The organism is Streptomyces sp. NPDC032472, from assembly GCF_040636955.1.
Taxonomy (GTDB): domain Bacteria; phylum Actinomycetota; class Actinomycetes; order Streptomycetales; family Streptomycetaceae; genus Streptomyces.
In genome coordinates this window covers 42740-55460 of the sequence record NZ_JBEZVK010000010.1, presented here as the reverse complement: position 1 = coordinate 55460, position 12721 = coordinate 42740, and the positions used below count along the sequence as shown (strand labels likewise).

13 protein-coding genes are annotated in these 12721 nt (G+C 73.8%); 12 read left to right on the top strand and 1 reads right to left on the bottom strand.

Annotation, left to right across the window (positions count from 1 at the left end):
• The first annotated feature begins 151 nt into the window (after nt 1-151).
• The 10 genes from AB0F11_RS08675 (at nt 152) to AB0F11_RS08630 (ending at nt 8756) form a co-directional block, all read left to right on the top strand.
• Nucleotides 152-1243, top strand: a complete 1092-nt coding sequence (locus tag AB0F11_RS08675; protein WP_362169826.1) for a nitronate monooxygenase — start codon at nt 152-154, stop codon at nt 1241-1243.
• Nucleotides 1240-1983 carry a 16S rRNA (uracil(1498)-N(3))-methyltransferase gene (locus AB0F11_RS08670; protein WP_362169824.1) on the top strand — a complete coding sequence of 248 codons (744 nt, stop codon included), beginning with the start codon at nt 1240-1242 and terminating at the stop codon, nt 1981-1983. Before AB0F11_RS08675 ends, AB0F11_RS08670 begins: the two co-directional genes overlap by 4 nt.
• Before the next feature lie 211 nt (nt 1984-2194).
• Nucleotides 2195-2554: a histidine triad nucleotide-binding protein gene (locus tag AB0F11_RS08665; RefSeq protein ID WP_362169822.1), complete on the top strand. Its 360-nt coding sequence runs from the start codon at nt 2195-2197 to the stop codon at nt 2552-2554.
• Between the two features lie 2 nt (nt 2555-2556).
• The gene (locus AB0F11_RS08660) at nt 2557-3462 is read left to right on the top strand and encodes a ribonuclease Z (protein WP_362169820.1); all 906 of its coding nucleotides are present in this window, start codon (nt 2557-2559) and stop codon (nt 3460-3462) included.
• 207 nt (nt 3463-3669) lie between these two features.
• Nucleotides 3670-4770, top strand: a complete 1101-nt coding sequence (locus AB0F11_RS08655; protein WP_362169818.1) for a PfkB family carbohydrate kinase — start codon at nt 3670-3672, stop codon at nt 4768-4770.
• Between the two features lie 205 nt (nt 4771-4975).
• Entirely contained in the window at nt 4976-6031 is a 1056-nt protein-coding gene (locus AB0F11_RS08650) for a PhoH family protein (protein ID WP_362169816.1), read from the top strand.
• Nucleotides 6032-6044: 13 nt separating this feature from the next.
• Nucleotides 6045-6542 (top strand): rRNA maturation RNase YbeY, encoded by a 498-nt coding sequence (ybeY, locus tag AB0F11_RS08645; RefSeq protein WP_362169814.1) that lies wholly within the window; start codon nt 6045-6047, stop codon nt 6540-6542.
• Nucleotides 6539-7843: a hemolysin family protein gene (locus AB0F11_RS08640; RefSeq protein ID WP_362169812.1), complete on the top strand. Its 1305-nt coding sequence runs from the start codon at nt 6539-6541 to the stop codon at nt 7841-7843. The genes ybeY and AB0F11_RS08640 overlap by 4 nt, the downstream gene beginning before the upstream one ends.
• The gene (locus AB0F11_RS08635; RefSeq protein WP_362169810.1) at nt 7840-8202 is read left to right on the top strand and encodes an MmcQ/YjbR family DNA-binding protein; all 363 of its coding nucleotides are present in this window, start codon (nt 7840-7842) and stop codon (nt 8200-8202) included. Before AB0F11_RS08640 ends, AB0F11_RS08635 begins: the two co-directional genes overlap by 4 nt.
• A gap of 200 nt (nt 8203-8402) precedes the next feature.
• Nucleotides 8403-8756, top strand: coding sequence for a cytidine deaminase (locus AB0F11_RS08630; RefSeq protein ID WP_362169808.1), 354 nt, complete (start codon nt 8403-8405; stop codon nt 8754-8756).
• 33 nt (nt 8757-8789) lie between these two features.
• Here AB0F11_RS08630 and AB0F11_RS08625 read toward each other — a convergent pair whose 3' ends face one another.
• Nucleotides 8790-10148, bottom strand: coding sequence for an MFS transporter (locus AB0F11_RS08625; protein ID WP_362169806.1), 1359 nt, complete (start codon nt 10146-10148; stop codon nt 8790-8792).
• A 71-nt stretch (nt 10149-10219) separates the two neighbouring features.
• On the opposite strand from AB0F11_RS08625, the gene AB0F11_RS08620 reads away from it, so the two are divergent.
• The gene (locus tag AB0F11_RS08620; RefSeq protein WP_362169804.1) at nt 10220-11221 is read left to right on the top strand and encodes a helix-turn-helix domain-containing protein; all 1002 of its coding nucleotides are present in this window, start codon (nt 10220-10222) and stop codon (nt 11219-11221) included.
• A gap of 99 nt (nt 11222-11320) precedes the next feature.
• Nucleotides 11321-12694: a beta-xylosidase gene (locus AB0F11_RS08615; RefSeq protein ID WP_362169802.1), complete on the top strand. Its 1374-nt coding sequence runs from the start codon at nt 11321-11323 to the stop codon at nt 12692-12694.
• Nucleotides 12695-12721 lie beyond the last annotated feature (27 nt).

The window sequence follows — 12721 nt, the reverse complement described above, 5'->3', positions numbered from 1 at the left end:
GTCCGGGAACCCCCGGGCCGGGCCCGCGGCGCGTCCGGGCCCGGCCCGCACCGGCTCGGGGAGGCGGCCCTGCACCCGGGCGGTGAAGCGGACTATGCCAGGCGAATGCGGTGATTCGGCGCGGTGAGCGGGACATGGCACGATGCACTGCATGTCCTCGGCAGCGAACGGTCTGACCCGGTACCCGATCGTGCAGGCCCCCATGGCGGGCGGCGCCTCCTGTCCGGCGCTGGCCGCCGCCGTGTGCGAGGCGGGCGCCCTGGGCTTCCTCGCCGGCGGCTACAAGACCGCCGACGGCATGTACCAGGAGGTCAAACGGCTGCGCGCGCTCACCCGCCGCCCGTTCGGCGTGAACCTGCTCATGCCGCAGACCGGCTACGTCGACCCGGCCGCCGTCGAGGCGTACCGCGGCCAACTGGCCGGCGAGGCCGGCTGGTACGACGTGTCCCTGGCCGAGGAGGACACCCTCGGCACCAGCGACGACGGCTACGACGCCAAGCTCGCGATCCTGCTCGAGGACCCGGTCCCGGTGGTGTCGTTCACCTTCGGCTGCCCCGAGCCCGCGGTCCTCGCCTCCCTGCGCAAGGCCGGCACGTACAGCGTCGTCACCGTCACCTCGGTCGACGAGGCCCGCACCGTGCAGGCGGCCGGCGCCGACGCGGTCTGCGTCCAGGGCGTCGAGGCGGGCGGCCACCAGGGCAGCCACCGCGACGACCCGCAGGCCGACGGCACGGCCCGGGTCGGGCTGCTCGCGCTCGTGGCGCAGGTACGGGAGGCGGTGGCCCTGCCGATCATCGCGGCGGGCGGGCTGATGCGCGGCTCGCAGATCGCGGCGCTGCTGGCCGCCGGCGCGGAGGCGGCCCAGCTCGGCACCGCGTTCCTCGCCTGCCCGGAGTCGGGGGCGCACCCGCTGCACAAGAAGGCGCTCACCGACCCGCTGTTCGCCCACACCGAGCTGACCAGGGCCTTCTCCGGGCGCCCGGCCCGGGGCCTGGTGAACCGGTTCATGCGCGAGCACGGCCCGTACGCCCCGGCCGCGTACCCGCAGATCCACCACATGACCGCGGGCCTGCGCAAGGCGGCCGCCGCGGCCGGCGACCCGCAGGGCATGGCCCTGTGGGCCGGCCAGGGCCACCGGCTGGCGCGGGCGCTGCCGGCGGGCGAGCTGGTGGAGGTGCTCGCGGCGGAACTGGCCGAGGCGCAGAGCACGTTGAACGACATGCAGAAGAGGAGTACGTCATGACCGCCCCCGTGTTCGTGGTCGAGGAGGTCCCCACGGGGCCCCGGTTCGTCCTGGACGGCCCGGAGGGCCGGCACGCGGTCTCCGTGAAGCGGCTGAACCCGGGCGAGGCGCTCGTCCTCACCGACGGCCGCGGCGGCTGGGCCGAGGCCGTCGTGGAGGCGGCCGAGGGCAAGGACCGGCTGTCCGTGGCGGTCTCCGCGACCGGCCACGAGGCGGAGCCCGAGGTGCGGATCACCGTGGTCCAGGCCCTGCCGAAGGGCGACCGCGGCGAGCTGGCCGTGGAGACCATGACCGAGACGGGCGTGGACGCGATCGTGCCCTGGCAGGCCTCGCGCTGCATCACCCAGTGGCGCGGCGACCGCGGCGCCAAGTCCCTGGCCAAGTGGCGCAGTACGGCCCGCGAGGCGGGCAAGCAGTCGCGCCGCGTCCGCTTCCCGGAGGTGGCCGAGGCGATGAGCACCAAGCAGGTCGCGGCGCTGCTCGCCGAGGCGGACCTCGCGGTGGTCCTGCACGAGGACCGCGCCCACCCCTCCGGGGCCCTGGCCACGGCTGAGCTCCCGGCGAAGGGCTCCATCGTCCTCGTGGTCGGCCCCGAGGGCGGTGTCTCTCCGGAGGAACTGGCCCTCTTCGCGGAGGCCGGCGCCCACCCCTTCCGGCTGGGCTCCTCGGTGCTGCGGACCTCCACCGCCGGGACCGCGGCGACGGCGGTCCTGCTGGCCCGGACCGGCCGCTGGTCCTGAGGGGCCGCAGGCACCGACGGGCGTCGGTCCTGCAAGCCGGGGGTCCTGTAAGCCGTCCGTCCCGTAAGCCGTGCGTCCCGTAAGCCGCCGGTCCCGTAAGCCGACCGCGCCGAAAAGGCAGGCCCCGGCCCGGGCGGCGCCGGATACGATGCCGGAGCTGATCAACGTCGACGTCGGCGCACCGCCCGCGTCACCCACGGAAGGCGAAGCAATGGCCGGGGAACCGCAGGCCGACTGCCTGTTCTGCAAGATCGTCGCGGGCACCGTCCCGGCGACGGTGGTCCGGGAGACCGAGACGACCGTCGCGTTCCGGGACATCAACCCGCAGGCGCCCACCCACGTGCTGGTGATCCCCCGCCTGCACTACCCCGACGCCGCCTCCCTCGCGGCCGCCGACCCGAACGTCACCGCCGACGTGCTGCGCGAGGCCGGCGAGATCGCCGCCCAGGAGAAGGTCGACGACCACGGCTACCGGATCGTGTTCAACACCGGGGCAGGGGCCGGCCAGACCGTCTTCCACGCGCACGCGCACGTCCTCGGCGGGCGCGGCCTGCAGTGGCCGCCGGGATAACCGTGTCCGTACGCGAATTCGTGGTGCTGGGCACCGCCAGCCAGGTGCCCACCCGCCACCGCAACCACAACGGCTACCTCCTGCGCTGGGACGGCGAGGGCATCCTCTTCGATCCCGGCGAGGGCACCCAGCGGCAGATGGTCCGCGCGGGCGTGGCCGCCCACGACATCAACCGGATCTGCATCACCCACTTCCACGGCGACCACAGCCTCGGACTGGCCGGGGTGATCCAGCGCATCAACCTCGACCAGGTCCCGCACCCCGTCGCCGCGCACTACCCGGCGTCCGGGCAGAAGTTCTTCGACCGGCTGCGCTACGCCACCGCCTACCGGGAGACGGTGCAGCTGCGCGAGGAGCCGGTGGCCCGCGACGGGGCGCTGGCGGAGGGGCCCTCGTACACGCTGGAGGCCCGCAGGCTCTCCCACCCGGTGGAGTCCTTCGGCTACCGGCTCACCGAGCCCGACGGGCGCCGCATGGTTCCCGAACTGCTCGCCCTGCACGGGATCAAGGGGCCCGACGTGGGCCGGATCCAGCGCGACGGGCAGCTGGGCGGGGTCACCCTCGACGACGTCAGCGAGCTCCGGCGCGGCCAGAGCTTCGCATTTGTCATGGACACCAGGCTGTGCGACGGCGTGACCGCCCTGGCCGAGGGCTGCGACCTGCTGGTCATCGAGTCGACCTTCCTCGACGAGGACGAGCGGCTGGCCGCCGACCACGGGCACCTGACCGCCGGGCAGGCGGCCCGGGTGGCCCGCGAGGCGGGCGTCCGCCACCTCGTGCTGACGCACTTCTCGCAGCGCTACGGCGACCCGTCCGAGTTCGAGCGCCAGGCCCGCGAGGCCGGCTTCGAGGGCGAGCTGACCATCGCCGCGGACCTGGCCCGCGTCCCCGTCCCCAAGCGCCGCTGACCCTTCGCCCCGGCCGCCTCGCCGGCTCACGGAGACGGCCGGGGGTGAAGGGCGCCGGATGGTGCCGGAGGGGAGCCGCGGGCCAGTGACGTACGCCACACTGGGTTTCGGCACTGGAGGGGACGGGCAAGGCTGTCGGCTTTCCGTCGAACGACCACTCGCAGACCGCTCGCAGAAACGACCCTTCGCTCGGACCGGGGAGTAACCGTGACCAGTCGGGACATCCGCACCAGCAGCCTCACCGCAGCAGTCGACCCCCTCGGACCGCTGCGCGACCCCCACGAGCCCGGGTGCGACGTCTTCCTGACCGGCACGGTCTTCCTCGACATCATCTTCACCGGCCTCGACTCGGCCCCCGTCCGCGGCACCGAGTCCTGGGCGCGCGGCATGGGCTCCAGCCCCGGCGGCGTGGCCAACATGGCCACCGCGCTGGCCCGGCTCGGCCTGCGCACCTCCCTGGCCGCGGCCTTCGGCGACGACCACTACGGCGAGTACTGCTGGGACGCGCTGGAGCAGGGCGAGGGCATCGACTTGTCCATGTCGCGCACCGTGCCCGGCTGGCACAGCCCCGTCACCGTCTCGATGGCGTACGAGGGCGAGCGGACCATGGTCTCGCACGGCCACGAGGCCCCGCCCCCGGCCGGCCCCGGCGTCTTCCCGCAGTGCCCCCCGCGCGCCCGGGCGGCCGTGGCCTCGCTGGGCCCGGCCGGGGAGGACGGCTGGATCGGCGAGGCCGCCCGCCGCGGCTCGCGGATCTTCGCGGACGTGGGCTGGGACGACAGCGGCCGGTGGGACCTGTCGGCCCTCGCGGACCTGGAGCACTGCGAGGCCTTCCTGCCGAACGCGGGCGAGGCGATGCGGTACACGCGCACGGACTGCCCGAGAACGGCGGCCCGGCTGCTGGCCGAACGGGTGCCCGTCGCCGTGGTCACCATGGGTTCGGAGGGCTCGTACGCGGTGGACTCGGGCAGCGGCGAGGCGGTGCACGTGCCGGGCATCGCCGTGGACGCCCTGGACCCCACCGGCGCCGGGGACGTCTACGTCGCGGGCTTCGTCACCGGCTCCCTGGCCGGCTGGCCGCTGGCGGACCGGCTGGCCTTCGCGGGCCTGACGGCGGCCCTGTCGGTCCAGGAGTTCGGCGGCTCCCTGTCGGCGCCGGGCTGGCCCGAGGTGGCCCACTGGTGGCGCACGGCCCCCGACGCCCTGCGTGACCGGTACGCCTTCCTCGACGAGCTGATCCCGCGCGGCACGGCCCCCGCCCCCCGCCGCAGGGCCGTCCCGACCATCGGCTTCCGCCACTCCGCGTAGCCGCCGCACCGCGCGGACCGCACCGGACCGCGCCGGACCGCGCCGGGCCGTCCGCAGCAGGGCTCCCGGCCCGGCCGGGGCTGCGCGGATGCCGCCGGAAAACCCCTCGGGGATGCCCCCGCGGCGACGTACCCTTGGTACTCCGGAGGTCGTCGATCGGCGCGGCCCCTCAACGGGAGGTATGTGCAGGCCACAGTGCCGGCCCATGACTCAGACATCCACAGCCCACACCCCCGCGCCGGGGCAGGCGCGAGCCCACTTCACCGTTCCGGCCACGCACCCGATGGTGTCGGTGCTCGGCTCCGGTGACGCCCTGCTGCGCGTGATCGAGAAGGCCTTCCCGAAGGCCGACATCCATGTTCGGGGCAACCAGGTCAGCGCGATCGGCGAGGCGGCGGAAGTCGCACTGATCCAGCGCCTGTTCGACGAGATGATGCTCGTGCTCCGCACCGGGCAGCCGATGACGGAGGACGCAGTGGAACGCTCGATCGCCATGCTCAAGGCGAGCGACAACGGCAACGGCCCGCAGGAGACCCCTGCCGAGGTGCTCACGCAGAACATCCTCTCCAACCGCGGCCGCACCATCCGCCCCAAGACCCTCAACCAGAAGCGGTACGTCGACGCGATCGACCGGAACACGATCGTGTTCGGCATCGGCCCCGCCGGCACCGGCAAGACGTACCTGGCCATGGCCAAGGCGGTCCAGGCCCTGCAGTCCAAGCAGGTCAGCCGGATCATCCTGACCCGCCCGGCCGTCGAGGCGGGCGAGCGGCTCGGCTTCCTGCCCGGCACCCTCTTCGACAAGATCGACCCGTACCTGCGCCCGCTGTACGACGCGCTGCACGACATGATGGACCCGGACTCCATCCCGCGCCTCATGGCCAACGGCACGATCGAGGTCGCCCCGCTCGCGTACATGCGCGGCCGGACCCTCAACGACGCCTTCGTGGTGCTCGACGAGGCGCAGAACACGAGCCCGGAGCAGATGAAGATGTTCCTGACCCGGCTCGGCTTCGACTCGAAGGTCGTCATCACCGGTGACATCACCCAGGTCGACCTGCCCGGCGGCACCAAGTCGGGCCTGCGCCAGGTCCAGGCGATCCTGGAGGGCATCCCGGACATCCACTTCTCACGGCTCACGTCCGAGGATGTGGTCCGGCACAAGCTGGTCGGCCGTATCGTCGATGCGTACGAGAAGTACGACGACAGCCGGGAAGGCCGGGCACCCGGGCCCGCCCGGAACGAACACCAGCGGAAGTAGAACCCAGCGCACCATGTCGATCGACGTCAACAACGAGTCCGGTACCGAGGTCGACGAGCGGGCGATCCTCGACATCGCCCGCTACGCGCTCACCCGGATGCGGATCCACCCGCTGTCCGAGCTCTCCGTCATCGTCGTCGACGAGGACGCGATGGAGCAGCTCCACCTCCAGTGGATGGACCTGCCCGGCCCGACCGACGTCATGTCCTTCCCGATGGACGAGCTCCGTCCGCCGGCGAAGGACGACGAGGAGCCCCCGCAGGGCCTCCTCGGCGACATCGTGCTCTGCCCCGAGGTGGCGAAGAAGCAGGGCCAGGAGGCCGCGACGCAGCACTCCATGGACGAGGAGCTCCAGCTCCTGACCGTCCACGGAGTGCTGCACCTGCTCGGGTACGACCACGAGGAGCCGGACGAGAAGGCCGAGATGTTCGGCCTCCAGGCGGCGATCGTGGACGGCTGGCGCGCCGAGCGCGGCCTGACCGGCCCGTCCCCGGCCCCGACCGTCTCGTGACCGCTCCGCAGCTGATCACCGGGGCGGTCCTGCTGGTCGTCGTCGCCTGGTTCGCGGCGTGCGCCGAGTCCGGCCTCGCCCGGGTGTCCAGCTTCCGTGCCGAGCAGGCCGTACGGGAGGGCCGGCGCGGCAGCGCGAAGCTGGTGCAGGTCGCCGTCGACCCCACCCGGTACCTGAACGTGGCACTGCTGGTCCGGGTCACCTGCGAGATGGCGGCCGGCGTCCTCGTCACGTACGTCTGCCTCGACGAGTTCGGCGAGAACTGGAAGGCGCTGCTCATCGCGATCGCGGTGATGGTCCTGGTGTCCTTCGTCGCCGTCGGCGTCTCGCCGCGCACCATCGGCCGCCAGCACCCGCTCGTCACGGCGACGGCCGCCGCGTACGTCCTGGTCCCGCTCGCCCGCGTCATGGGGCCCGTCCCGCAGCTGCTGATCCTCATCGGCAACGCCCTGACCCCCGGCAAGGGGTTCCGCAAGGGGCCGTTCGCCTCGGAGGCCGAGCTGCGCGCCATGGTGGACCTGGCGGAGAAGGAGTCGCTGATCGAGGACGAGGAGCGCCGGATGGTGCACCAGGTCTTCGAGCTCGGCGACACGCTGGTGCGCGAGGTGATGGTGCCGCGCACCGATCTGGTCTGCATCGAGCGGTACAAGACGCTCCGTCAGGCGACCACGCTGGCGCTGCGCTCCGGCTTCTCCCGCATCCCGGTGACCGGGGAGAACGAGGACGACATCGTCGGCATCGTGTACCTCAAGGACCTGGTCCGCAAGACGCACATCACCCGGGAGGCGGAGTCCGACCTGGTCTCCACCGCCATGCGCCCGGCCGTGTTCGTGCCCGACACCAAGAACGCGGGCGACCTGCTGCGCGAGATGCAGCAGGTGCGCAACCACGTGGCCGTCGTCATCGACGAGTACGGCGGCACCGCGGGCATCGTCACCATCGAGGACATCCTCGAGGAGATCGTCGGCGAGATCACCGACGAGTACGACCGGGAGCTGCCGCCGGTGGAGGAGCTCGGCGATGACCGCTACCGGGTCACTGCGCGCCTGGACATCACCGACCTCGGCGAGCTGTTCAAGGTCGAGGCCTTCGACGACGAGGACGTGGAGACGGTCGGCGGTCTGCTGGCCAAGGCGCTCGGTCGGGTGCCGATCGCCGGTGCGTCGGCGGTGGTGGAGCTGCCCGACGGGCGGCCGCTGCGGCTGACGGCCGAGTCCCCGGCCGGCCGCCGGAACAAGATCGTGACCGTGCTGGTGGAGCCTGTGGCCCCGGATCCGGCCGAGGGCGAGGAGGGCGAATGACGCCGGCCGAGCTGCGCGCCTTCTGCCTGGAGTTCAACGCCGCGGTGGAGGAGTTCCCGTTCAACGCCGAGACCTCGGTCTTCAAGGTGCTCGGGAAGATGTTCGCGCTGTCGACGCTGGACGCCGAGCCGCTCACGGTGAACCTCAAGTGCGAGCCGGAGCTCGCCGTGCGGCTGCGCGAGGAGCACGAGGCGATCGTGCCGGGCTGGCACATGAACAAGCGGCACTGGAACACGGTGACCGCGGGCGGGCCCGGCGCCCTGCCGGACGCCATGGTCCGCGAGCTGATCGAGGACAGCTACGACCTGGTGGTGGCGGGTCTGCCGAGGGCTCAGCGGCTGCGGCTGGACCGGCCCTGAGCCTCCCGGAACCAAGATCACCGGCTGGGACGAAGGTCACTTGATGACGTGACCTTCGGATCGCAGGTTTCTGCGAGTTACAGGCCTATGTTGGTATGTAACGCTCCATGATCATCGGGGGGTGCGGGGGGATGGAGCGTACGGGCGCCCCGGCGGGGCCGTTGGACGGCCGCACCGGGGCGCTCCCTATGCTTTCGACCATGACCGACACCACCGGGATCAGCCCCGAGGACAGCAAGATCATCACGCTGGCGCGCAGCGCCCGGGCCCGCAACGGCGTGCCCGAGGGTGCGGCCGTCCGGGACGAGACCGGCCGCACGTACGTGGCGGGCACGGTGGAGCTGGATTCCCTCAAGCTGAGCGCGCTGCAGACGGCGGTCGCGATGGCGGTGGCGAGCGGAGCCGAGTCCCTGGAGGCCGCGGCCGTGGTCAGCGCGGCGGAGGCCGTCGCCGACGCCGACCGGGCCGCCGTCCGCGACCTCGGCGGCCCGGACACCCCGGTGCTGCTGGCCGGCCCGGACGGCACCCTGAAGTCCGCCACCCCGGCCGGCTGACCCCGCCCCCTCCTGCCTCGCATCCCCGGCGGCCTACGCGGCCGTCGGAGCCGCGGCTGCGGCGGCGGCCCGGCCGCGCCGGATCACCATCGCCATCAGCGCGGCCATCGCGCACAGCGCCCCCGAGGTGTACCAGACGAGGTCGTAACTGCCGAAGACGTCCCGCGCGAGGCCGCCCAGGAAGGCCACCACCGCGGCGCCCACCTGGTGCGAGGCCAGGACCCAGCCGAAGACGATCGCGCTGTCGTCCCCGTAGTGCTCGCGGCACAGCGCGATCGTCGGCGGGACCGTGGCGACCCAGTCCAGCCCGTAGAAGACGATGAAGAACACCATCGGCGGGTGCACGGACGGCGCCAGCAGCATCGGCAGGAAGAGCAGCGAGACCCCGCGCAGGGCGTAGTAGACGGCCAGCAGCCGCCGCGCCTCGAACCGGTCGGTGAACCAGCCGGACGCGATCGTGCCGACGACGTCGAACACGCCGATCACCGCCAGCAGCCCGGCGGCCGCCGTCACCGGCATGCCGTGGTCGTGGGCCGCGGGCACGAAGTGCGTCTTGACCAGCCCGTTGGTCGAGGCGCCGCAGATCGCGAAGGTGCCCGCCAGCAGCCAGAACGGGCCGGTCCGCGCCGCCCGGAACAGCACCGCCAGCGCCCGCCGGGCCGCGCCCGCCGCCGGGACCGGCTTCGCCGTGTAGGCGCCGCCGTACGGGGCGAGGCCCACGTCGGCCGGGTGGTCGCGCAGCAGCAGCCACACGAACGGGACCACCGACAGCGCCGCCAGCGAGACGGTCACCGCGGCCGGCCGCCAGCCGTGGTGCTCCACCAGCCAGGACAGCAGCGGCAGGAAGACCAGCTGGCCGGAGGCCCCGGCCGCGGTCAGGATGCCGGTGACCAGCCCGCGCCGGGCGGTGAACCAGCGGTTGGTCACGGTCGCCGCGAACGCCAGTGCCATGGAGCCGCTGCCCAGGCCGACCAGCACGCCCCAGAACAGCACCAGCTGCCAGGCGGCGGTCATCCACACCGTGGCGACCGAGCCGGCGGAGATCACCAGCAGCGCCACCGCCACCACCCGGCGGATGCCGAAACGGTCCATCAGCGACGCGGCGAAGGGTGCGGTGAGCCCGTACAGGGCCAGGTTGACCGAGACGGCGAAGCCGATCGTGCCCCGCGACCAGTCGAACTCCTCGTGCAGCGGCTCGATGAGCAGGCCGGGCAGGGAGGCGAAGGCGGCGGCGCCGATGATCGTCACGAAGGTGACGGCCGCGACGAACCAGGCCCGGTGGATGCGCCCGCGCGCGGCGGCGGGCGGCGAGGACGGGTCGGAGGGGAGGCCGGTGGGGAGCTCGGAGGCCGGGGTGGCCGGGGGCGTGGAGGAGGGGGCTGTCTGCGTCACGCCGTCAGGATCCGGCCAGGAAGCCCCCGCACGACAGTGGCCTGACCGACACCCTTCGATACGATCGGGCCATGACCGCCGTGCACCGTGTCGCCGTCCTCGCCCTCACCGGCCTGCTGCCCTTCGAACTCGGCATCCCGCACCGGATCTTCGGCCGCGCCAAGGACGCCGCCGGGCAGCCCCTGTACGAGATCCTGACCTGCGCACTCGCCCCCGGCCCCGTGCAGACGGACGCCGACTTCACCATCGCCGTCGAGCACGGCCCCGAACTGCTCGCCACCGCCGACACCGTCGTCGTGCCCGCCTCGTACGAGCTCGGGCCGGTGTACGAGGACGGCGTGCTGACCGACGAGCTCGCGGCTGCCTTCACCCGGATCCGGCCCGGCACCCGGCTCGTCTCCATCTGCACCGGCGGCTACGTCCTCGCCGCCGCGGGCCGCCTCGACGGCCGACCCGCCACCACCCACTGGTCCCACGCCGAGCACTTCCAGCGCCTCTTCCCGGCCGTACGGGTGGACCCCGGCGTGCTGTACACCGACGACGGGGACGTGCTGACCTCCGCCGGGGTCGCCGCAGGCATCGACCTGTGCCTGCACATCGTGCGCCGCGACCACGGTGCGGCCGTCGCCAACGACGTGGCCCGGCGGACCGTCGTACCGCCGCACCGGGACGGCGGGCAGGCCCAGTTCATCGCGCGGCCCGTGCCGCAGCCCCAGCTCGCCAGCACCGCCACGGCCCGCGCCTGGGTGCTGGACCGGCTGCACGAGCCGGTGCGGCTGGCCGATCTGGCGAAGCAGGAGTCCATGTCGGTACGGACCTTCACCCGCCGGTTCCGGGAGGAGGCCGGGATCAGCCCCGGCGAATGGATCGTCGGGCAGCGGGTGGAGCGGGCGCGGGGCCTGCTGGAGCAGACGGACCTGCCGATGGAACAGGTGGCCCGGGAAGCGGGGTTCGGGACGGCCCAGTCGCTGCGCAAGCACGTGCAGGCCGCGCTGGGCGTGAGTCCGACGGCGTACCGGCGCACGTTCAGGGCGGGGTCCACGGCAGGAGGGGCGGATCCTGCCATCTCCTGATGGGCCATCAGTTGCTGCCGGGGGCGTGCATTGACTTCTCCCGCGGCCCGCTCGTGAATGGCCCCACCTCGGCGCGACGGAGAACCCTGGGGGCGGGCAGTGCGAAGAGCGGCGGGCAGCACGAGATGGTCGGCGGCCTTCGGCCTGGCCGCGCTCGCGGCCGCCGCCGGGGGCGCGCTGGGCCCGCCTGCCGCGGCCGACGGGGAAGCGCTGCCGGGCCGGGTGGAGTTCCCGACGCACTGCCTCCCGCCCGAGGAGAGCGGGCTCCCGCCCGCCGACGGCCCGACCACGGCCCGGATCGCCGTCGACAACCCCCGGCCCCGCGCCGGCGACACGGTGACCGTGACGTACCGGGTGGCACGCACCCCGGCCGTCAACCCGCTGTCCGCCGAGCTCCCGGCCGACGCCCTGATCCCCACCGGGCGCGTGTTGCTGGGCGGCGCGCAGACCGGCGCGGTCACCGTCGTCGGCGCCGGGCGCCACGACCCGGTCCCGGCCGGCGCGGCCCTGCCCGCCCTCACCATGACCGGCACGTTCACCGCCACCGCTCCCGGCGAGATCACCCTCGCCCCGGCCGGCTACACCCTGCACACAAGGCATCTGCTCGGCCTCGACACCGTCTGCACCACCACCGGGAGCCCGGTCTCCGCCCGGCTCACCGCGACCCCGCTGCCCCGGGCCAACCTCCGGTCGGTCTCGCTCGCCACCGCCGCCGGGAAACCGGGATCCCGGGTCACCGTCACCGGCGCCGGCTTCGCCCCCGGCGCGCCCGTCACGGTGGCCGGCCGGGCGGGCGCCGCCGAGACCGCGGACCGGGTGCGCGCCACGGCGGACGTGCAGGGCACGGTCCGGGCGGAGCTCCCGGTCACCGACCGGGAGACCACGGCGGTCGTCGCGTACGAGGGCACGGCCTGGTCGGCGCAGCAGGGCTCGGGCCCGGCGGCGTACACGGTCCTGGACCCGGTCCCCGTACGGCCGCCGGCCGGCACGCAGCGGATGGCGGCGGTGGTGGAGCCGGGTCCGGGCGGGCTGACGATGAGCCAGGCGGGCGAGGCGATCACCCTGGGCCGGGTCGCGTACGGGAGCGGAGCCGCCGCGCCCGGCCGGATCGGCACCGTCACGGTCGAGGACGCCCGCAGCGGACCGGCGGCCGGATGGACGCTGACGGGCAGGATCACCGAGCTCACGGGCCCGGACGGCGTCCGCGTCCCGGGCGCCTCGCTGAGCTGGACCCCGCGGTGCACGGCAGCGGCGGGCGGTCCCGGCCGCTGCACCCCGGGCAGCGCCGGGACGGTCGGCCCGCAGGGCGCGGTCCTCGCGACCACGGCCGGCGGCGCGCAGGTCAACGGCGCGCAGGCCGGCGCTGCGCAGGCCGGCGGCACCTTCACGGTGGACGCGGAGGTCACCCTGCACATCCCGCCCTACACCCCGCCGGGAGCGTACACGGCGGTCCTCACCCTGACCCTCTCGTGACGGCCTGGTCGGCGCGGGGAGCGGCAT

Coding starts and splice junctions, on each gene's coding strand:
- AB0F11_RS08630 (WP_362169808.1), top strand. CDS start 8,403: ATGACCGACACCACCGGGATCAGCCCCGAGGACAGCAAGATCATCACG.
- AB0F11_RS08635 (WP_362169810.1), top strand. CDS start 7,840: ATGACGCCGGCCGAGCTGCGCGCCTTCTGCCTGGAGTTCAACGCCGCG.
- AB0F11_RS08650 (WP_362169816.1), top strand. CDS start 4,976: ATGACTCAGACATCCACAGCCCACACCCCCGCGCCGGGGCAGGCGCGA.
- AB0F11_RS08675 (WP_362169826.1), top strand. CDS start 152: ATGTCCTCGGCAGCGAACGGTCTGACCCGGTACCCGATCGTGCAGGCC.
- ybeY (WP_362169814.1), top strand. CDS start 6,045: ATGTCGATCGACGTCAACAACGAGTCCGGTACCGAGGTCGACGAGCGG.
- AB0F11_RS08665 (WP_362169822.1), top strand. CDS start 2,195: ATGGCCGGGGAACCGCAGGCCGACTGCCTGTTCTGCAAGATCGTCGCG.
- AB0F11_RS08670 (WP_362169824.1), top strand. CDS start 1,240: ATGACCGCCCCCGTGTTCGTGGTCGAGGAGGTCCCCACGGGGCCCCGG.
- AB0F11_RS08620 (WP_362169804.1), top strand. CDS start 10,220: ATGACCGCCGTGCACCGTGTCGCCGTCCTCGCCCTCACCGGCCTGCTG.